This is a genomic window from Alteromonas sp. PRIM-21 (assembly GCF_027563165.1).
Classification (GTDB): Bacteria; Pseudomonadota; Gammaproteobacteria; order Enterobacterales; family Alteromonadaceae; genus Alteromonas; species Alteromonas macleodii_A.
Map to the genome: position 1 here is coordinate 14,514 of NZ_JADOEK010000019.1, position 22,220 is coordinate 36,733.

Here is a 22,220-nt window from a genome sequence, read left to right on the forward strand (position 1 = left end):
CTTTTTAGTTTTCTTTAATGACTTCGGCCAAGCTATTGGCTAACTCAGAAGCAATTCCCATATCTGTAGCTTCTATCATCACACGAATTAACGGTTCTGTTCCAGATTTTCTGAGAACGAGTCGCCCATTTTCACCTAAAGACTTTTCTACGCGACTGACTGCATCTTTTACTACACTCAAATCAAGCACTGAATCTAGATCGTTATGACGAACATTGATTCGTACATCTATTCAACTAAAAACCTCGTACAGTTAACAGAGGCTCAAAAAGTTCTAACGCAACATGTTGTTAAAGAACTCTATATAAGGAATACTATGATCTGGGAGAATTTCAGCAATAGTTGGAGGCTTTGGCTCGCCCGTTTTTCTCTTCGCTTTTATATATTCGAGAACTGAATCCTCGAACTTAGGAGCTTTGACTACAAAACGTGCGTTAGTTTGTAAGCATAAGCAATCTGGCCTAACAGCTTCAATTACGTCATGATCTATATTACCAGCAGTATGAACGAACACGATGTTTGTGTACAAACGGGTTAAGTAGTCAAACATCGTGTAAGAAGATGACGACCCACATACTAAGAGCGTTTCACCAAGTAAAGCTTCCTGGTTAAACATGCAAATAACTCTGCCAAAGTTATCTATTTTATTGTCATAGATGACCTTTTCCCTGTAACTAAAGCTAGTAAGCCTGTCCTCTTCGTGTAATTGGGCAGGGAAGAGTTTTGAGCCCAAATCACCACTTAATCTTTTTGTTTGATAAACATCAGAATTAAAAATATCTAGTTCGCTGACAGATTTACGTGAAAGTTTGCTTGAAACCAGTTGCGAAGCGAGCCTCGCTCCATGAACAGTCCAATGGGTGTCACAAACTCGAAATGACCGACGGTCTAGGTCTCTCAATTCTTGTATGGGCAGTACGAAATTGAGAGTATCCGGTATTAATTCGGTAAGTTTCCTTATAGGCGCTTGTTTAGAAAACTTATATGGATAGTACTGTTGGTATACCATCTCCTTTGAAGGAGCAACAAGTAAACAAACAGGCAACTTTTTTGTGAGAGAATAATTAGTTAAAGATTCTAAATACTCTTTCCATTCTGCTTTTGCCGTACGTGACAACCTAAACTTACCAGTATGTTGTTCAATACTTTTGTTTGTATCGTTGTCTAGAAATAGCCACCCGTTCTCTCCTTTAAGTATTTGAAACTTTCCCTCTATCGCACCCGTTAAAATTTGAATAAATCGCCCTTCTTTTACAACACCGATAGAGAAAGAAGAATGCTTAAGTTTAACCTGCTGAGAAAAACCACAATGGAGCTTAGGGTGGTCTTCAGGCGCTCCCCCTAGAACTTTTGAAATAACATCAGGCCTGGCTCGAGATAATGGTAAGGGTATAACGTCACAACCATTTAAAACAACCAATGATATAGCTGAGTCACTATCGTCTAAAAACCAACCTTGAAGTAGCAATCCTTCATTATTTAAAAGGGTGCCATCAATATTTTGCCCCTGTACAGGGAAATCTAAATGCCAGCGAAACTGTGTTCCATCATCTGCGCCCTCCCTTTGCGTACTAATTGAATAAACTGCCACTACAGTTCCTTGTCATAAAACATTACAAATAGTCTCCAACTAACTCGTATTCTTCCTGAAGATAAGGTTCCAGGCGACGAATACTGGTAGGTATACTATGGCCCATATTATTTCTTCTATTAACTTGCTTAATTTCTAGTTCTAAATCTAATAACGCAGAAAGTTTATTCAACCCCTTTTCGTAACGATGCTTAGATCCTACGAAAGCAAAATCGCTTATTGGTACATTTCTAAAAAAATTACTATAGGCACGAGTAAACACTTTTACTGCATCTTCGGTAACTAGATCATGCACAATATTCGTTTGAGATTTAAAGTTTGTGTTTGGTAAAGCTGATTTTAATAGGTGATACTGGGGATGTCTTGTCCCTAATGACATAAGATGGCCAACTAATGACCATAGCCTCTCTAAAGGATCGCGCACCCATACAGCCCTCTTCGCAAAAGGGAACATCTGCTCATGATTACTGTGCGGTTTAAAATGCCCATGTAATATCTCAGCTTTGGCGGGTAACCAAACAGCTTTCCCAGCGGACATTTCAGATGCGCCTGTATTATCATAAACACCGTATACTACTCTTTTCCCTAATGACTGCTCGAAAGCAACTCTCAGTGAACTTCCGGCGGTTTTCGGGATATGATGAGAGAGAAAAGTCACACGAGGGTGAGGAAAACTTTGCGAGTACATCGAAGGCGACATCAATCGCTCTAGTCTCCAAAGTGGATGTATCCGATAAGACATAAGTTACTAACTTGCTATGTTATTTGGCATTACACCATAAAATTTGCTGCTATTAAACGCTTAGTTTTAGTTACATTGTTACTCATAGAGAGTAACAGCAATCTTACATTCCAATTTGTGATTATGGCAGCATTCAAAAGTTGTCGAGGACAACTCTGTAATAAACCATCAGTCGAAAAAGTCTGTAAGTAAAAAATATAAATCTCTACTGCAGTATAATTTTCTCAACGATAGCCTTCATTGAACTATTAAAAGATGACCGAGAAAATAGAGAATCAGCTCGTCTTTTAGCATTCTCGGCATATGAAGTCAGCTTTATTTTTTCTTCAGATAATTTTTTCAAATTTTCTGCGATTTGCTCGACATTTTTGAATGGTACAAGAATACCACTAGATTCATCTACAAGCTCTTCGATAGCGCCCCACTGATAACCAACAACCACTCTTCTGTGGACCATTGCTTCTGCAGCGGTCCTGCCAAAGGACTCTTTAAATGACGATAAGCAAAGTACAATGTCATTATTTAATATTTCAGTACTCGCCTTCTCAGTATATCCTCGTATTCTCACATTATTTAAGGTGAAACGCCTATTCGCAGCTTCAACTTCTGAGGTAACAGGACCATAAAGCGAGAAAGTTATTTTACTGTCTATGCACCTACTGGCTATTTCAAAGAAATCTTCGACACCTTTTTTAGGCAAGTTACTACTTAACATGCAAACTTTTAACGGTTTAGATACATCGATAGCTGGCGTTACTGTTGACACATTTACAACATTATACACAGTAGTACATTGGTCTTTAGCGGCCAGCCACTCAGCAGTAACGTTAGAATTAGCGATTAAGTGAGTAGAAGCCTCGAGTATGCGTTCACGAGTTTCTTCCTCGTCTTCACCAAGCACATTTCGTATATGTTCGTCAAACTCCGGCAACTCTCTCACATGTGTAATCGTTTTTATATTTGCTTTGGCAGCTGCAATATAAGGCTCGAAAAGCATGATCGTATTAACATATACAAGCTCTATGCGACTTTGCTCAAAATAGTTGCTGAGATATTCCACCTGCATAGCACTGGCGTCTCTTCCTTTGCTGAACCAAATTAGGGGGATAAAAATCAACCTAACAGCGTACCGTTTTAGTTCACTTATATAACTTTCATTCAAGGCATTGGGGAGAAAAATATGTAGGCAATACCCACTTTCCGATAATGCCTCTGCTATGTCCAAGAAACTTTTTTCTGCACCAAAAATATCTTGGGAAACACTGTGTGCAAACAATGCAATTTCTCTTCGAGAGTTGTTTGAGTCGCCATCCAGAGTCACTGGATGCTCGAAAGACCAAGCGCTTTTCAACGCGTGCCATGTTGGAGAGTCTTGGTTCCGTAGCTGAGATTTAAACCGGTAAGCGCTGGGAACAAATAATGGATTTGGAGACATGTCCAAACGCTCCCCCAATGACAGGTAATGGTCGTAAATACTCCCCCCCATCTTGTCGACATTTGGATAGCTATTTAAATACCAGTTATTGTTAAAAGCCCTATACCAACGATGCAAGTCGTCATTTTGCAGTGATCTTACCCCCTTATTAGGACAAAGCTCATGAGGCACTGGAAATAGACTTTTTGTTAAATCAAACTTAAATGGGGTTGGCGCATTTCTGTGCCACACTTGAGCAAAAGCCAAATGCTCCTGTCTCGCACCGCCAAACTGCGTTACTAGATGCGTAGCGGAACTTTGTGTTAGTGAAGTCTCAACCACCCTTCCAAAGGATAAAGGAACGTCGGGCAGTACCTCGTGCACACTATTATGCCCAAAATTTGCAATGAGCCTATGGTAAAACTCCGTATCTGCACCCGCTCTTAGTTCATCCCACATTCCAATATCGTCAAAAACACTTTTTTCGACCATTAGCGAAGAGATGTTTCTATAGATAAGAGAGCCGTCAATTCTCATTTTGGTAAATGACAAATCTTTAGTACATCGAACCCAGTGAGAAACCGTAGCCTTAATTTTGCGTTTGAATAAAAACGGTAAAACTTGCTGCTCTATTTTCTCGGGGTGTGCCCAGTCATCTGCATCCATAACCGTGACAAAGTCACCAGTTGCTAAAACTGCTCCTTTGTTTCTAGTTGGGTAGGCCCCTTTGTTACCATCGTTTTGATGTACTAAGAGGTTTGGTTCTTCCTTGTATTCTTCCAACACTTTCAACGTATTGTCTGTTGAACAATCGTCAATCACTATTATTTCTATATTATCCCAGCTTTGCGCTAGCAAAGCGTCTAGTGCTGTTCTTATCGTTTTTTCAGCATTAAATACTGGAACAATTACAGATACTTTCTTTCGGAAAAAAGTTTTGAGAATACGTTGTGCAATCTTTGTTTGCTGCTTTTTCGCAATAATGCAATCAATATTGATTTCTCTGGCGTTTGTCTCAATAGCTGCAAGGTTACAGGAACGATAAATTGAATTTAGTTGTTCTAGCTTACAATCTTGAGCTTCTAACATTTGTCTAGCTAGTAGTTTCGAATTGGATTCCACCCATAAAGGATGCTCTATTAACTTTCTAGCCGAGCTTAACTCTTTACTTTTAAACTGTGACTCAAAACACAATAAAAAAAGCGAAGTAGAGTCAAACAGTTTTAAAGCTAAATCTATATTTGAAAGAACTTTTTCTGAACAAGACAGCGCTTTAGAGTACTCTAAACGAAATAGAAAAAATTCAGTTAATACCTTTTGCGCGTATACACCATTAACTTCCGTTTTCTTAGAATACTCAATTAGTTTATCGAGAAATTGCTTGTGGCCTTCTATGTCGAGGGCGTTCGCCCACAAGTCCCGCTCGATAGAAAGCGAAGGCAATTCACAGGGGATTCTTCCCTCTCTTCTACCATGTTTTTCAAAATGGATAGCAGGATCAATACCGGCTGCAGCAACGTCCGGATAGGTTTCGAGGTACCACTTTTTATCTACGTAAAAAGACTGATTTTGCTTATACATTTAGAATTAGATCTTTTAGCAGAATATCAGCACCACAGACTCCCGATTCTGTCATGCGAGTTAAAGTCTTCTCGTAACGATGAAGCGCTCGCTTGCCGTCGGGGTGTCTGTGTCTTTTCAGGTATTTATAACTTCCAAATTCAACACTATCATCACTTCTTTTACTCAAAACTAACGAAATAGTATCCTCTGCCGAATCAACATCTCCTTTTTCGAAAAGCAATGTAGCTAAAACAATTTTATAAAATAAGTTATCGGGATCTTTTTCTATCCCTTTTTCTAGTAATTTGACCGTTTGAGTTGAATTGACTATGTCTTTAAAATTATACACGTAATGCCAGCAACTAAACGCTATTTGCAGATCGTCAACAGCCTGTTCATCAGCCTCATTCAAAAGCTTCTCTATATGCGTTGCCATTTCAGCTCTGTCGAACTCAGCATCGGGCGCACATATTTCTCCCCCTCCAATGAGCTCAGCAAACTGAGAAAAGCCACTTTTTCCCGCAAAAATTCTGGTTGTCCTCGACATTAAAATAATATCGAAGAATGCTAATTGAAGCGCAGTGAAGTTTTGCACTTGCTCGTGGTCGTTAAGGTAAATACAATCATATTTATCTGCGAGAGTACGGCATACTTGTGGTGACTGACCGAACAGAACAACATCCAAGCCTTGCTTTTTCAGGGATGAAACCATAAAGTCGGCTTGCGCCCATGATATCACTTTGTTTGTGTAACGATCGTTATGACGATAGCGTCCATAGACAATATCACCACTTCGTAGATGAACCGAAACAGCGTTAGGCTTTAATGTTACTTTCGACGCATATTCAATGGCGTCGCGCACTTCATCAGAAAAACCAATTTCGTGAAATGCATTTTCAAATTGTTTTAGCGGAATATGCTTTTTAAGCTCAGGTACCTGTATGTAAATACTATTTTGAGAAACTTGTATGGCGCTTTTAACCCTTAGTTCTCCATTAACAAAATCAGGCTTTTTATCTAACACATGAGCATCTGATGGTGGCTCAGCAATAAGATGACGCTCAAGGAATTCAGAAGAAAAAGTTGTATCTGGTGCAGCGATGACGTGCGTAGGCCCTAAGTTTTCTGGAGTAGTCCACGTAAATTTGAACTCACTTTGGTATTCTTTGGATAAAACCATTGCGTTCAGTAGTGATTTAAGCCTCTCACCTAACCCGTCATTTCTCAAAGAGTAAAATGTAGTGTTATCTTGGCCTTGCGTCAGGTCAGGCTTTTCATCTATCAAAATATTTACTCGTTTTAAGTGTAAAGGCACTTTGTCTTTAGAATTAAGACTTATGCGTAGATACCTGAAAGGCACTTCTTTACTTAATGGTAGGATCAAAGGAATAGAGTTAGGTAAAGCACCAAAAATGACTTCCCCATCATGTATTAAAGAATAATCGTTTCCATTTAACGAATATTCTACACGTACTGTTTTCGAAACTTGGCCGGCGCTCTCAGTATCTCTATTTTGAATAACGATGTAAGCAGGCTTTCGCGCCTGCTTCATATCTATAAGCACCCAAGGACTTACTTCATACTCAGTATGGTTTGCGTATTCATCATCATGATCTATAAGCAGGCGAGTTGCATCATCGCCTCTCGACCACCTTGAAATACTGCTTTGTTCAGCTGTACATTGACCTGAAATATCCAATAGATTTTCGGATGCACACAATTCCGAAATAAAATTCTTCTTGAAGCTCATTAACTACTTCACGTCCCTATTAATTAGCCCTGTAATGTTGTTTGCAACCTTTTCTTGGCTACAATTTTCCACGACAAAGTTATAGCCCTTTTGAGCTTGTATTTTGTACTTTTCTGCACTTTCCCATAATTCTAAAACCATTTTTTCCACCTCTTTTTCGAGACAGTAAATAGCTGCATCGCCAAAAATCACTTCATAACTGTGGGGCAAAAGAACTACGCGTCCATGTGCCATAGCTTCCATTATATTTCTGCCGAATTCTTCAATATAGTCGTCGTGGGTAAAGTGCAAAAAGAAATCTAACTCACTAATGAAAGTATCAACAGCTACAGAGTCAAACTCCAACACTGACCAATTAGTTGGTAAGGTATTTAACATCTTTTTCGGTGTTTTAGCCCCACCTAAAAGTTTTACATCTATCTGTTTACTGTTTGCACAATAAGCTGCCAGTAGTTGCTTCGGTTGCGATGGCCATTTTGTCCAATGGTCACGGCTATGGCGACCCAAAACTATTTTCCTTTTGCCGCCAAAGTTATCAGGAAGCTCCGGAACCTTTTCAACTAGACTTTTGGAATACGGTGGGTACCACACTTGATCATAGAGGTGTTGCCCACCGCCAGCCATTTTCATGGTTTTATCTACAATAGGCGAAATTGGAATCCAAGTAGGCTTTGTATTGAATAACTTGATACACAGCTCGTTAACTTCGTCTTCATTGTAGTAATGCGGTCCCTGACTCCATAACTGCATTGGAGATTGATTAATAAGTATTCCAAGCTTTTCACACTGAATTTTAGGAACAGCGTCAATTTCGTACTTAAGTATAGGCGGGTGATGTATGATAACTAAATCTGCAGACACTTCGTCTTCATGAACAAGCATATCGACGTTATCTTTATAAGTAAGTTCCGTATATTCATTAGCAATATCGGCAAGCTTTAAATCATACCTAGGCCAGTGGAAAAGACCCACTCTCAAACCTGACTCTAAAGCTGCTGCTATATAACCCTCATTACACCTTCTTGTACCACCAAGTAGGCTTAGATCAGATATTATGACTAGATCATAATGATTATTTATCGGCCAATTATTTGGCGCTAAACCAGCGGGGATCGGGAATGGTTTCTTCAAGCTTGTTCTTTCAGTAATAATAGTTTCGCTATCATCTTCAACTTTATACTCTTTCCAGTAATTAGCTTGTCTAGAGTATTCATGGCGTATTCCGAAAGTTAAGCTATTCAAACTCGTCTTTGCATTCTGAGTTAAGGAGTTTTCATGAACTAAAAAGAATGATAATGGTACACCAGTCAAAATGTCTTGAACAGATTCTTTGCCCCAGAGAATTCTAGCTCTTTGAACAAATTCATCATCAGCGTTAGCCGAAACACCATCCCATTCACCCAAAGCTTTCAAGTCGCTCGCTCTTATAAGCACTGATGGGTAACTTCTATGAACGTACTCAAGGTTATTTCGTTGAGGCCTAAGCATAAAGCGCATATCTGGCAAAACTCTTGCCATCATTGAGCAAGTCACTTTCAACCTGGGGTTGCTAAACATCGCTCCTAACTGAATTTCAAGCATTTGAGGGTGAGACCAGTCATCACTATCGTGGACTGTTATAAAATCACCTGTTGCTAGGCTAAGTGCCTTATTCCTGGTGCCATAAGCCCCTAAGTTCTCGGCGTTCTCAAACACCTTAAGCCTAGCATCGTTTTCCGCTAATTCGTTTAATATCTCAACAGAACGATCTTTACTGCAATCATCTACAGCAATAATTTCTATGTTCGACCAGCTTTGCTCCAACAACGAGTTAATAGCAACCTTAATGTAATTTTCGGCATTATATACTGGAACTAAAATACTGACCTTTGGCCCATTGCTTATTGGTAGAAAACATTTCTCTGCTTTCAAATTACCAAAACTCATTCCTTTGCTAGCATCGTTGAAGCTAAGTGGGGCTAATGAGTAATAATTGTAAATTTCGTTGATGTAAGAAAGCCTTTGCTCTGCCGGTAATTCTTGATTCGACAACGCACAGACAAAATCACTATCAAACCTATATTCTAAAGATGGCTTTATGAAGTTAGCAGCCTCTTCGTATTTACCAAGTTTTTGGAGTGCTTCAACTAACAGTAGCTTTGTTCGTTTCGTACGGTAAGCTCTTATGTCCAGTTTACGAACCTTTTTTATGTTTTCGATTGTACTAGACCAATTATTATTTGTAGCGTGCCAGCGAGCTAGCACATATATTGCCGCCACGCGATCTTTTACTTTATTCGATGAATTATCTGCAATATTTGCTAACTCTGTCGAAGCATACCGACTAAATCCGCCCCACAATTTTTTACTTAAATCGTCAACGACGCTAGGAGCAGTATTGTATCTAGAAACATTCTTTTTAGAAGAACTTAACAAAGAAGGGAGAGGCAGCCTCCCTTCCGTTTGCCCATGTTCAATAAAATGTAACAGTGGATTTATGCCCGACTCTTTAACATCTTTGTAGTACTCTATATACCACTTTGAGTCGAATTCTTTACTTGGATTGCGACCTTCATTTGCTCCGTTAACAAGGTAATGCTCGATCGGGTCTATACCAGCGATTTTAACGTCTGGGTTCTCACTCAAATACCATGAGGTATCAAAGAGATTTGAGCGCTTTATTAGCTCTATTTGCTTCTTTGTAACGTTTCGCTTAAACGCAGAGCTTTTTTTTAATGCTTTGAACATTATGAGTTTCCGTTTTTTTGCTGCCAAGGTTCAATGAGTAGTACCCCATTTGCCTTTTACTACTATTTTTTTAATCTAGTGATTAAAAATGGGCTGGTCTCTTTGTCGTTAAGCTCATTGATATCTATTTCTATGGTTCCCCCTAGATACCTAAGCATTGTACTGACACTTTGATCGTGGCGATTCTCTTTAAAATACTCGGCTTGCCCCGAGTTGTATTTATCTGTAAACAAGTAAGGGGCGTCTTCAACAACTTTATTAAAATTACTCACAAACTGCTTTGAGTGTTCATTTTTTTTGAGGATTATAACACCACCGCTGTATTGAGTAGAGGTTGCAATTGGAGAATTTTCATCTATCTCGAAATACTCGAATATCTCTCTGACAGTCCAGTTGCGTTGCAGATAAAATTTACTTGTATATTTAAAAGAAATTAAACCTAAGTGAGTATTATCGAAAAGACTGACGTACTCCAAAAAGCGACTTTTCCCTTTCGCGTTTATAGTACACCCTGCGTCTAGGAATACTAAAACGTCACCATCATCAATCTCATTAAGCTTTTTTTCTAGAATATGAGGACGCCATAACCAATATCCTCCCCCTCTTTTTTCTGAAAGTATATCGTCATACCGCTCGCGAAATTCTTCCGTTAAGTCTTCAGGGCCATATCCGGTGACCGTTTTAAATACACCAAAGTCATTCGCCTGCTGCATAATTCTATTTTTAGCTGATGCGAATGTTTCATCTGCGTAAGTTAAAAAGTGTATATTATTCATTTAAGTAGTCGATCTTACCAATTATCGAAATTATAAGGAGGGTTAGCGATATTTATAGAAAAGGGAAGTAAGTACATCATATTTAAAGTCAGAGCAGCCTATTACATTAAAACAATCTATGCAATAAACTGCTAAAATCTAGAAACTTTGAAAATAGTATAGAGGCGTTAAGGCTGAGCTAGCCCCTAAAATTATCTTGATTATCTAAAAACCATTTAAATGAATGAGCCAAGCCTTCTTCGAGGTTATAAGTATGCTTCCAACCAAGGGCGTGCAGTCTAGACACATCCATCAACTTACGTGGGGCGCCATCAGGTTTCGAAGTATCCCACACAATATCGCCAGTAAAACCTGTTACCTTAGCAACAGTTTCAACTAACTCTCGGATTGTACAATCTTCGCCCGTTCCAACATTTATGTGGCTAAGCATTGGTTGAGTGTTGGCTTGATACGTATCATTATCAAGCTCCATTACGTGTACGCTGGCTGCGGCCATATCATCTACATGCAAGAACTCGCGCATTGGCGTGCCGCTGCCCCAAGCAACCACTTCACTATCGCCTCGCTGTGCAGCTTCGTGAAAACGGCGAAGTAACGCTGGAATAACGTGTGAATTTTCAGGGTGAAAATTGTCATTAGGACCGTATAGATTCGTAGGCATTACAGAGCGATAATCTCGGCCATATTGACGGTTGTAGCTCTCGCACAACTTAATACCCGCAATTTTAGCAATGGCATAAGGTTCGTTTGTCTCTTCTAGCGTACCGGTTAACAATGCCTTCTCGGTCATCGGCTGGTCAGCTAACTTAGGGTAGATACAACTAGAACCTAGAAACAGGAGTTTCTGCACATCATTGCTGTGCGCCGCATGAATGATGTTAGCTTCAATCATTAAGTTTTCATAAATGAATTCAGCCGGATAGGTATTATTTGCGTGAATACCACCTACCTTGGCCGCGGCTAGATATACCTCATCTATGTTGTTTTCAGCAAAAAATGTGCTAACCGCATGCTGGCTTGTTAAGTCTAACTCTGCACGGGTACGCGTAATAACATTGATGTTGTTTCTTTGTTGAAGCTGTTTAACTATTGCTGCGCCTACCATTCCTCGGTGACCGGCTACAAATACAGTTTTCATATAGCGTTTTTATCCGTTTCGTATCAGTGGGGTTGATTATCTTTAATCTATATTAATTAATCAATGAAAGTCACAATTTTGGTGAGTTTTGATAGTACTAAATGAGAGCTATACTTTCGGATAAAGAGACGCTTCCTCAGCCCATACTAATTAGCTCTTTTTTAGTAAAAAAATGAGGAAGTTTTTCAAGTTTTCTTTGCGTATTGCCATAAAGTAGTTCCAGCTGCTGTATCTGCGCACGAGAAAAGGCTTCGTATGAACTATTTCTAGGCTTAAAAGGCTCAAACTCTCTAGTTTTATCTATTTCGAGAAAATCGGTCACTCTTTTTAAGTCAGCGCGAAAAGAGTCGTACTTGATATAGCATACATCAAAACTTCGTTCACTCAGCAGACCCGTGTTTAACCAATTTGCATAAAAGTCATTAAGTTTGAATAAGTCCTCTTGATTTGAAAGGTACTCAGTTAGCCCCCAATTTTCGTCCAGCCTTCCTGCATCGCCCCCTACGTTCTTACAGTGCTCCTTTGCCCAGAATACATTTCCGGGTTTATCATGGTCTCTTTCATAAAATCCATGCAACTTTGTGATTGTATCTCTTCGTTTGAAAAAAGAGAGCAAACTCAAATACAAATCGCCAATGACGAAGACAACTTTATCAACATCACAAGGTATTTCCAAAGGAGACGCTATATGTTTGTGTGAACTGGCAAAACCTTTAACATTTAGTTGATTTGCAATTTGTCTTATCAAATACTTTGATCCACATCCTCCTACGGAGTTAATAACAATATTATTCAAAATAATTCTCGTCGACAAACTTAGGCTTTTTCGGGAATAACTTCAACTGCTCATCGCAATCATAGAATGCAAGGCTATCGTCAATTACGGGGTAGTTTGGAACTTCACATTGATACTTTCGTAAATCATTGATACCGTTTTTTGTTAGTTTACTATCAAACAGAGGTTCGGCTAGTTCTATTAAAGGTTTATCGGAAACCCATACATCTTCCAAAAAACTTAGGTAGTTCTCATCTCTGTGAAGATTATTGATTAATCGTATATTGTTCAAATCATCCGGGTTTTTTTCTATGAACACGGCTCTTAACACCTTTGATTTGAGGTAATGATGATGCCAGAAACCAAACATAGAATACGGCTTTTGTTTTACAAGAGTCACTTGGTCCAACTTTGACTTTTCATCCGTGCAAGGTTCTCGCCAAGGTAATAGTTTTAAACCATTGGCCTGTATTTCACCGTTTACGATGGCCTTGTGAATGGATAAAAATTCTTCCGACTTAATCTTTACTGGGTAGCGGTCATCGATAGCCCAGTATACCCACTCTTCGTCATTAGTCTGTTCCAACAACGCTTTCATAGTAGATAAAATATCAGAGTCGCATTTTACAAACTTTATCTGCGCATGCTCATTGTAAAATTTAGCAGAATCGCTATTAATTGGTACGACAAACTCAAACAGCTCAGCCAGGCCCAGCTCGACATATTTTTTCACTAATAACTGAGCTAAGCCTATCTGCTTATCATAAGTTAATACTAACGCTTTAACTTTATCGGTCATACCAAACCTCCCTTGCATAATTGTAAACGGCAACTTCTAAAGGGTTTCTAGCTTCAAATTCCGCTCTAAAACTTTCAAAGTTAACTGTTGTTGCCGGTGATGTATTGAGTTCTGGAACATTGGGCTTTTGAGTCAGTCCCAGCAACGACCATATATTTTTCAGACTATTATCTAGGTTTTCATAAAAGCCTATGTAATTAAAACGCTTTTCAATCTCAACTTTAAAATTATTTGGTTCAACGTGCCGGGGAAAGTGATTTAAATAGTTTGGCGAAACGGTTTCTAAGACAAGTGCAAAGTTTCTTTCATTTATATTTTCAGGTGTACTTCTATTTTTATATTTGAAAGCTGAGACAAACTGTTCAAACGGCTCCCTAAGAATTGTTATAAACTGTTCCGCCCAAGGAAGGGAATCCAAGACGCCGAAGCCTCTCTTCATATTGAAGTGACCATAGACAATACACCTTCCTTGTTTTTTAACAAGGTCGTTTGCATATGTTTGTGTTATAGGTTGCGGATTCGTTCGCAACGCTTCATTTCGATAATGCAGAAGTACCGCTTTACCAAATTCTTTATTGACTAAACTTCGAACTGAACTTCCAGCACATTTAGGTACATGAATAAAAGCGATGGGCTTATTTATATCTAAAGACGGTCTAGAGAGGCTTTTCATGGACTTGTTCTAATAAAATGTTCTGTGAAATAACTGCATATGAACCTATCTTAGAAGCTACCTTGTTTCAATGGTAAGTAGAACTAATTATAATCTGATAACCAATCTGCTTAGAAGTAGGATAAATGATCGTAGGTAAGTGAAATTCTAAAGCTATTGATGTAATTATTTTTTGGAAATCAGATTGAAACGTACGTTTTCTCGCTACTTTGCAATGAACCTGACTGTACGTTGAGAAGATTTCAGCTATCTAGTTACAAAATAGAAAAAGCATTAAATTACTAATTTTTTAGTGATTAGGAATAAACACCTTTACCTAAGTACGTACACCAATCAAAACTTTTATTAATTGGTGTACGTTAAATCAATAGCGCATTACTCTTTTGCTACAGAAACAGAGTAACCATGCTTTTTCAATAGAGCATGTTGCTTGGCCTTTCCAAGATCGTGCTCTACCATTTCTGCACACATCTCTTCAACGGTAATTTCTGGTACCCAACCTAGCTTTTCTTTTGCCTTTGTCGGATCGCCTAGTAGTGTTTCTACCTCTGCAGGACGGAAGTAACGAGGGTCTACTTCTACAATTACATCGCCAACATTTACGCCCGGTGCCAATTCACTGTTAACTTCTGTAACTGTGGCAACTTCTTTTACGCCTTCGCCAGTAAATTCAACAGTAATACCTGCATTCGCTGCTGACATACGTACAAATTCACGAACCGAAATCTGCTTGCCTGTAGCAATAACAAAATCTTCAGGCTTGTCTTGTTGCAACATCATCCATTGCATACGTACGTAATCTTTAGCATGGCCCCAGTCGCGAAGTGCATCCATGTTGCCTAAGTAAAGCTTAGACTCTAAACCTTGAGCAATATTAGCAATACCACGGGTAATTTTACGGGTAACAAAAGTTTCACCACGGCGTGGTGATTCATGGTTAAACAAAATACCGTTACATGCATAAATACCGTAAGACTCACGATAGTTTACCGCTATCCAGTACGCATACATTTTAGCTACTGCATATGGCGAGCGAGGGTGAAACGGAGTAGTCTCTTTCTGTGGAATTTCTTGTACTTCACCGTAAAGCTCTGAAGTAGATGCTTGATAAAACTTAGTTTTCTTTTCAAGGCCTAAAAAGCGAATAGCTTCAAGCAAACGTAGTGTACCCATAGCATCTACATCTGCGGTGTATTCAGGTGCTTCAAAAGATACCGCTACGTGCGACTGTGCGCCTAGGTTGTAAACCTCGTCTGGCTGTACTTCTTGCATAATACGGATAAGGTTTGACGAATCCGTCAAATCACCATAATGCAAAATGAAGTTAGCGTTTTCCACATGAGGATCTTCATAGATGTGGTCAACACGCTCTGTGTTAAACAGAGAAGCACGACGTTTTATACCGTGTACCTCATATCCTTTTTCTAACAAAAACTCGGCTAAGTATGAGCCGTCTTGGCCGGTTACTCCGGTAATAAGTGCTTTTTTCATTTTAAACCTCAATCTGGTACATACCCAAACTTATTAATCTCCCAACTATAAACTTCCTTTATTTTTTCTATGCTTTCGACTGAAAGAAAGTCTCTATCTTTTGCCCAATTGGGAGTCTTATTGTAGTGGATCAATGGCTCGACATGTGGCAATGCTAAACCCTCTATAATTTTACTTTTGAAATCTGTAGCATTATTATCAAAATCAATATATATAGCTTCTTCTTTTTTGCTCCCTAACCATTTCTCTAAAGGTCCTACATGTGACACGCTGAATATAAAATAGCTTTTCTTTTTCTAAATACATAAGTTAACCAAATATCTCTTCTAAATTAGGTCTATAAGACCGTCTTAATTTATGAATAAAGTTGTCATGGAAATATTGGCTCGCATCGATATCGTATATTCCATGGTTATAAAAAAGCTTGGAGAGGACTGTTATAAACTTAACCCTATAGTGTCTCGATAAAGATAAATGTCCGTTACGAATGATTTCAGGGTCTCGAGGATTCTTTATAAACTCCTGAACTGCTGCAGCTACTGAATCTTCATTATCTTCACAAACAATAGAATTATATTCATTATACCAAACTGACCTTCCGCCTTTTGAATGTGTCGATACGACCGGGATTCCACATAAAAGGTACTCGCTGGAAGCAAAGCATGCCCCTTCCTCACCAGATAAAATAAGTCCACACCTTGACTCATTTATTTTTTCACACACTTCGGCAGGTGTAAGCGGTTTATCATTTAGGAAACTTGATTGAGGAATTTCTTCCGCTATCAAGTTTCCATGATTATTGCCAGCTACAAGTGCTAAATTGTTTACTTTTCGTGCTAAAAAATGCCTTTTAAACTGGCTGAAGCGACCGACATATATCGCGTCATATTTTTTAACTATCCCATCCATGGGCTTCATAACAAGGTTTTCATCTAACCAAGAGTTTTGATTTATAACATCGCCAATAAAGCCTTTGGATGAAAAGTTCACTTTTTCAGATTCTTCATTATATAAAAAGTAAAAATTCTCTCTATTCAAATTAAGTTCATCGAAGATTTTTTCGGCTTCTTTTGCAAAATATTCGCTATGGTACCATCCACAATATACAAAGAAAAAATCTGACTTTTTAAACTTACTGGCATAAGTCGACAGCCACTCCCAGTTATGTTGAATATTTTCTATTATAAATATTCTTAAGTCTTTATGCTCAAAATAAACCCGAAAAGGAAACGCAGGATTAGGCCAAACATAAGATGGTTTATAAGCCATAGTTGATACTCCTAACTTTTACTGAACCATCTACTGATATTTCGCTTATATCCAGAAATCGTTCAAGGTGACTTTGCAATTTAAATTCTTTATCTATTGGTTTTAAAGTTCTTACATTTTCAAAAGGATCAGAATTTTGTAGGCTAATTTCAATACGATAATTACCTTTACTGAGTTTTTTGAAACTCGGAGTATCCAGCAACATATCTCGCTCGTAATAACACCAAGGGTCAACTACATTTTTCATTGTAGTCTTCTCACATCCCTCACTATCTATTAATGCTAAATTAATAATCGGCGACCTAGGACCTATGCGCCCAAAGAGGAATATCTTTACGCTACTTTCTTCTTCCACTGTAACTTCAATAGTCAACTTTGAATTTTTATTTATAGTACCCTCGCACTGCGAGATATAGGGGGCTAATTGAGGTATTTCTGCTTTCTTCAATTTTAAATTTACGTTATCGATTATATTTAAAATAAACTGTGAGTATTTTTCTGCACCAGAAGAATTAGTGTGCACGACATCTCGAAGGATTTTCGACAAATCAGGCTCGTTGAATTCGGACTCAACGAATGAAATTACTGATACTTTTGCTGATGCCGAATGCCGAATTTGATTACAGCACTCCCTCTGCGAACTAGGGTCATCAATTCTAGGTAAAAGAAGCCAAATAGGATGTATGCCATTTGATAGTAATATATTATTTACTCTATCTACGACACCCTCAGGGAAAATTTTCGTTGATGGAGTAACCCAATCTAATATGCATACATCGGGCTTTTCATTTATTACTTTTTGGAGCATAGCTATTCCAGCAAAGTGCAAGTGACTAGCACCATAGGGAATTCTTATCAGCTCTGCAGAGTCTGGTTTAATTTCCTCGAGCCTCTCAAAATAACCTGCACTTCCTTTTTGGGCAGTAACACTTGCACCATATATAACAAATTTCATAAATTCACATATTTTAATTTTGATATTTTTTTATACAATCCGGTAAGCTCTTTGGCCTTCTCGTCCAATAAACTAACCGGGAACTCACTGAGAAATTGAAAGAAGCTTGCATCAATCCCTTTGTTCCAAAAAATGCAGTTTTTTATCAAAAGCTCTCCAAATTGACTATCTTTAAAAACAGACAAATCTTTAGAAAAGATAACTGGGATACTCCCAACCGCTATCGACTCCCAAAACCTTAGAGTATTAGGTCCAGCTCCTTCTGGGCACAATGAGAATTTAGAGTCAGACAATATAGTATTGTACCTGAACGTTCGCTTATGGTGCTCATCAATATGGTGAGACTCTATTTCTTTGTTTAAAACTTGCTCTTCATAAACAACTTTGTTGAAGTGCCATTCATTTCCTAGGTCTACCAAAACATCATCTTGCGCATAAGCTTTTGCCGCTTCAAACAGTTTGATTCTGCTGTCATCGCGGTAGTGTTTCATATGAGCACCAATAAATGACGCTAGCAGATTTCTTTCTGACATAGGCTTTCGTTCCATGCCTTCATTTCTTTCTGGTGTCTCATAGTTAACGGCAATTAGCGTCCAACCATGCAGGACTAAGTTAGTGCCAACTTCATCTTGAATGGCCTCACTTTTAGAGTCCTTGTGCGATAAATAGAAATCTGTTATGCCTAACCACTCGGCCTTTTCGAGCATTCTTACCCAATGTATATGCTGACAAACGCTGTGCACTTTCAGGGTGTAACCATAGCTTGCAACAAAATCGCGGTAGCTACTTAGTAGGTTTTTAATTTTGGTTAGGTATTCGTCTGGAAATGCTTTTTTATCTACATAAGTTGCCCAAGGTAACGGAACGTAAATATTTACTGACTTACTTTCAACATCAACATTATCACCTACATTCATAACAAGGTGATTTTCGAATGCTTGCTTTTCGGTGGCGCATGGATACTGCCAAAAGTTAATATCACTTTTATCAACAGGCTTTAGGTTAATTTCATTAACATACGTATCAAGCACAGGAGGGATAAACCCAGCCAATGAATATAACTGCTTATTATCATTATAAAGCTTTTCTGAAACTGAGTACCGGTGCGTTATGGTGTAAAGATTGTTAAAGTAAAGGCTACCTCTGTACGCGATTAGACGATATGGGTAAGAACTTACCTGTTCTACATTTCCTTGTTTAATAGCATCTAAAAGCTCGCTAGGCTCAACTAATTTTAAAGCATCAAAGTCTGCGTTATTAGGCTTATCTTGTTCTTCGGCTGCTTCTTTTTGCCAACGTTCGAGTGTCTTGTTTATTTTAACACCGTTAATTTTAGTATCAGCGCGTTTAATCCAAACATCGAAATCGAGTGTCGCTTCAGCATTAACGTCTTCGCCGGGGTGAACATAAGCAACGCCACCTAAAATACGTTCATCCATTTTCTTGTGATATGTACGCATTTGAGTTTCATGAGCATGAATGCTTTTTACATAATCAACAGGGTTAAACACTTTCCATCCAAATACAGCAAACAAATAGGCTATTTTGTTATCGCAACGTGGAACCCCCATTGGAAAGTCTAACTGGTGCATCAAGCTATCAGACAGTTCATCTGTTACATTTATCGCCCAAGTATCTTGAGACCAATGAGGGTTTGGATGCTTAGAAGTTTCCCCACCCAACAATTCCCATCGCGAGAGTGCTAGAAAAGACTTTGGCTCAGATAACACAGTGTTCAGTTTATCTAATGAGTCGTCAAAATATATGTCCGAATTACATAGGACAGAGATGCCCTTAGCGCAGTATTTCTTTGTAAGTTCTATCCAAAATTTATAGGTCACACGCTTATCGACATAAATAACGTCTAAGTTGGGTGACTCAACTGGGCAAACACTATCGTCATCAATTAGAACAAAAAGCCTATCAATTAATGAGTTATTGGCATTTTGTCTAAGGCACATATCAATTTCGGCCTGGCGCTCTGGGTCTCCGCATTCATAATACGGAAAAAACACGTTAATCACTCTTATAATTCTCCAATGAACGATAGTTAAAACGTTTTGCAATCATTGCGTAATATTCTGAACTAGAAAACTCATTTAATTCTTCGGTAGTGAGGTCTCGCCTTTGTCTTTCCTCGATGACATCTCCAGAACGTCCACTATCGCCTGTTACTTTAAAAAGGCTGAAAGTATCAATAAAACTATCGCTGAACGTTAGTTCCAATGAGCCTGAAATTTTATTCATTTCTTCTATCGGTGATTTTACAAAATCTTCATATCTGAAAACTTGGTCATCACTATACTCTGAAAGAAATACCCAAATTCGTTTGCAATACTCATCGAAGGTTTTGGGTTCGAAATGTACCCAGTTGTTTTTTACCAGTGAAATATATGAATCGATTGGATCTCTTAGCGTTACAACTCTCAGAAGTTCAAAATCATCCGCTAACAGCCTCGCTACCGTTGAACACTGACCGTAATCATTGCCTACACAAAAGTCCGAGTGAGTGTGATCTCGAATCACTAAAGTACCCGAATAATGTGTTAAGTGTTCATATGTATCTGTAATATTTGATTTGAAAAGCTTCCAAGCTAAGTTTTCAATATTCGGAACATTCGCATACCGAGCTTGAGTAGTAACGTCTGACGGTAAGAACTTTGGTTTGCCGCCTCCCTGATGTAAAACTGTAGTAGGGTGAAGTTCACTCAATAAATGTACATTGGGGAGTGCTGCTAGACATTTTGAAACCAAAGTCCCGCCACTACATGCTAAATGATGGACAATGCGTAACTTAGGTTTTGAAGCGCTATGCTTAACAACTTGATTGCAGCGCTCTAATAAGCTAGTCACCGCATGAAAATCGCTTTCAGTTTGTGTGTTATCTTTTGCTATCGCATTATCATAGCTATCAATCAACTCTAGGGAACCGCAAAGTGCTTGCTCTAGCGCTTCAATGTCTTGCTTTAAATTACTCACTTTTACTACCTAGCAACTCTGGGTGTTCTTTTTCTAGTTTTTGATAAAAATTTGCAGCCTGCTGCAGCTTTTGATGCAACTCACCTATTAGAGATTTTAACGCATTTTCGCTGGCCACCTTTTCATCAAACTTATCCCTTAGGTCATCAAGGTCAACTTGTAACTTCAAATTCTGTTTACTAAACATTGAAATAGATGCTGTTTGTTGAGCCACTTGTTTTATGAATTCTTGCTTTTGGCGTAATAGCTTGGCCTTTTCATCATCAAGTTTTTCAAGCCTCGAACTCATGGAGTTTGTACTACGTTCATGCTCTGCATAGGCTTTAGCTATCTCTGATTTTAATTGCTCTAGGTCCTTTGCATGCTTTTCTTGCACTTCCGTAAATGCAGCGTCGCGCTCATTTAGTAAGCCATCTTTTCGTGCTATCTCTGACTTTAATTGCTCAAGTTCCTTCGCATGCTTGTCTTGCGCTTCGGAAAACGCAGCATTGTGCTCATTCAGTAAGCCATCTTTTCGTGCTATCTCTGACTTTAATTGCTCAAGTTCCTTCGCATGCTTGTCTTGCGCTTCGGAAAAAGCAGCGTTGTGCTCATTCAGTAAGCCATCTTTTTTTGCTATCTCTGACTTTAATTGTTCAAGTTCCTTTGCATGCTTTTCTTGCGCTTCGGAAAACGCAGCGTTGTGCTCAATTAGTAAGTCATCTTTTTTTGCTATCTCTGACTTTAATTGTTCAAGTTCCTTTGCATGCTTTTCTTGCGCTTCGGAAAACGCAGCGTTGTGCTCAATTAGTAAGTCATCTTTTTTTGCTATCTCTGACTTCAAATGCTCAAGGTCTTTTGCATGCTTTTCTCGCGCTTCAGTAAATGCAGCGTCGCGCTCAATCAGTAAGCCGTCTTTTTGTGCTACTTCTGATTTTAAATGCTCAACCTCTTTTTTTAATTTTTGATTTTCTTGTTTGTTCTCTTTTAAAGATTTGCCTTTACGATCGAGTTTAAACTCAATTAATTGAATGTCTGGGTCAGCATCATTAACACTTTCTACATTGAAAAATTCATCAGAGAGAAATTCTACAACTTGATTCTTCTCCCATGCACCTTCAAATAAAGAGTCTACACCACAACTTATAAACAATTGCTCAAAGGAATGTAAAAGACCCGTCTCTTTAAGCTCTAACAAAACACTACCGCAAGAATCGAGTAGGTCTAGAATGAGAATATTATTATTTTCCGGATGAACTTCTTTCAGTACTTCACTAACACTGAGTGCTTTAACACTTACCGACTCTTCAAGCTTAAGCCCTGGAAATAGCTCTAACAAAGTCGTAGGCTTGCCTTTCGCTGATAGAGAATGCTCGTTATAAATATTGAACTGTGAAGTTTCCTCCCCGCCTATCCCGATACAAGCATTTATGACGCATAAGTTTTGATGTGCGGACGCCAAACTTCCAAGGCGATTACAAGCTTCAGTTCGTGCATCTACTAAGACAACTTTACCGTAATCATCAAACTCTATTTCTGGACAACTAGCAGTACCGGCACCTAGCCAATAAAGACAGGATATTTTTTGATGCACTAACT

The 22,220-nt window shown here is 38.6% G+C and carries 18 protein-coding genes; all 18 read right to left on the minus strand.

Translation table 11 applies throughout. From position 1 onward, the window contains the following. Positions 1–4 precede the first annotated feature (4 nt). The 18 genes from IW644_RS18660 to IW644_RS18745 all read right to left on the minus strand — a co-directional run bounded on the left by IW644_RS18660 (position 5) and on the right by IW644_RS18745 (position 22,215). On the minus strand, positions 5–232 hold the full coding sequence (locus IW644_RS18660) for a hypothetical protein (protein WP_332066661.1): 228 nt from the start codon (positions 230–232) through the stop codon (positions 5–7). A 42-nt stretch (positions 233–274) separates the two neighbouring features. After that, positions 275–1,591, minus strand: coding sequence for an alginate O-acetyltransferase AlgX-related protein (locus tag IW644_RS18665; protein WP_269918866.1), 1,317 nt, complete (start codon positions 1,589–1,591; stop codon positions 275–277). 22 nt (positions 1,592–1,613) lie between these two features. Continuing rightward, positions 1,614–2,291 (minus strand): hypothetical protein, encoded by a 678-nt coding sequence (locus IW644_RS18670; protein ID WP_269918867.1) that lies wholly within the window; start codon positions 2,289–2,291, stop codon positions 1,614–1,616. A gap of 247 nt (positions 2,292–2,538) precedes the next feature. Further along, positions 2,539–5,328, minus strand: coding sequence for a glycosyltransferase (locus IW644_RS18675; RefSeq protein WP_269918868.1), 2,790 nt, complete (start codon positions 5,326–5,328; stop codon positions 2,539–2,541). Beyond that, entirely contained in the window at positions 5,321–7,060 is a 1,740-nt protein-coding gene (locus IW644_RS18680; RefSeq protein ID WP_269918869.1) for a discoidin domain-containing protein, read from the minus strand. Before IW644_RS18680 ends, IW644_RS18675 begins: the two co-directional genes overlap by 8 nt. Positions 7,061–7,063: 3 nt before the next feature. Next, positions 7,064–9,787: a glycosyltransferase gene (locus IW644_RS18685; RefSeq protein WP_269918870.1), complete on the minus strand. Its 2,724-nt coding sequence runs from the start codon at positions 9,785–9,787 to the stop codon at positions 7,064–7,066. A gap of 62 nt (positions 9,788–9,849) precedes the next feature. Further along, positions 9,850–10,563, minus strand: coding sequence for a hypothetical protein (locus tag IW644_RS18690; RefSeq protein WP_269918871.1), 714 nt, complete (start codon positions 10,561–10,563; stop codon positions 9,850–9,852). A 178-nt stretch (positions 10,564–10,741) separates the two neighbouring features. Further along, positions 10,742–11,701: a GDP-L-fucose synthase gene (fcl, locus tag IW644_RS18695; protein ID WP_269918872.1), complete on the minus strand. Its 960-nt coding sequence runs from the start codon at positions 11,699–11,701 to the stop codon at positions 10,742–10,744. A 136-nt stretch (positions 11,702–11,837) separates the two neighbouring features. Continuing rightward, positions 11,838–12,497: a hypothetical protein gene (locus IW644_RS18700; protein ID WP_269918873.1), complete on the minus strand. Its 660-nt coding sequence runs from the start codon at positions 12,495–12,497 to the stop codon at positions 11,838–11,840. Beyond that, positions 12,490–13,275, minus strand: coding sequence for a hypothetical protein (locus IW644_RS18705; RefSeq protein WP_269918874.1), 786 nt, complete (start codon positions 13,273–13,275; stop codon positions 12,490–12,492). Before IW644_RS18705 ends, IW644_RS18700 begins: the two co-directional genes overlap by 8 nt. Next, on the minus strand, positions 13,265–13,948 hold the full coding sequence (locus tag IW644_RS18710) for a sulfotransferase family 2 domain-containing protein (RefSeq protein WP_269918875.1): 684 nt from the start codon (positions 13,946–13,948) through the stop codon (positions 13,265–13,267). The genes IW644_RS18705 and IW644_RS18710 overlap by 11 nt, the downstream gene beginning before the upstream one ends. Positions 13,949–14,323: 375 nt before the next feature. Beyond that, positions 14,324–15,439 carry a GDP-mannose 4,6-dehydratase gene (gene gmd, locus IW644_RS18715; RefSeq protein ID WP_269918876.1) on the minus strand — a complete coding sequence of 372 codons (1,116 nt, stop codon included), beginning with the start codon at positions 15,437–15,439 and terminating at the stop codon, positions 14,324–14,326. An 8-nt stretch (positions 15,440–15,447) separates the two neighbouring features. Then, positions 15,448–15,708, minus strand: a complete 261-nt coding sequence (locus tag IW644_RS18720; RefSeq protein WP_269918877.1) for a hypothetical protein — start codon at positions 15,706–15,708, stop codon at positions 15,448–15,450. 40 nt (positions 15,709–15,748) lie between these two features. Further along, positions 15,749–16,708, minus strand: a complete 960-nt coding sequence (locus IW644_RS18725; RefSeq protein WP_269918878.1) for a glycosyltransferase — start codon at positions 16,706–16,708, stop codon at positions 15,749–15,751. Then, on the minus strand, positions 16,698–17,663 hold the full coding sequence (locus IW644_RS18730; RefSeq protein WP_269918879.1) for a hypothetical protein: 966 nt from the start codon (positions 17,661–17,663) through the stop codon (positions 16,698–16,700). The genes IW644_RS18725 and IW644_RS18730 overlap by 11 nt, the downstream gene beginning before the upstream one ends. Further along, positions 17,660–19,687: an exostosin domain-containing protein gene (locus tag IW644_RS18735; protein ID WP_269918880.1), complete on the minus strand. Its 2,028-nt coding sequence runs from the start codon at positions 19,685–19,687 to the stop codon at positions 17,660–17,662. Before IW644_RS18735 ends, IW644_RS18730 begins: the two co-directional genes overlap by 4 nt. Then, positions 19,680–20,642 (minus strand): hypothetical protein, encoded by a 963-nt coding sequence (locus IW644_RS18740; RefSeq protein ID WP_269918881.1) that lies wholly within the window; start codon positions 20,640–20,642, stop codon positions 19,680–19,682. The genes IW644_RS18735 and IW644_RS18740 overlap by 8 nt, the downstream gene beginning before the upstream one ends. Beyond that, positions 20,635–22,215 carry a hypothetical protein gene (locus IW644_RS18745; protein WP_269918882.1) on the minus strand — a complete coding sequence of 527 codons (1,581 nt, stop codon included), beginning with the start codon at positions 22,213–22,215 and terminating at the stop codon, positions 20,635–20,637. Before IW644_RS18745 ends, IW644_RS18740 begins: the two co-directional genes overlap by 8 nt. Positions 22,216–22,220: the final 5 nt, after the last annotated feature.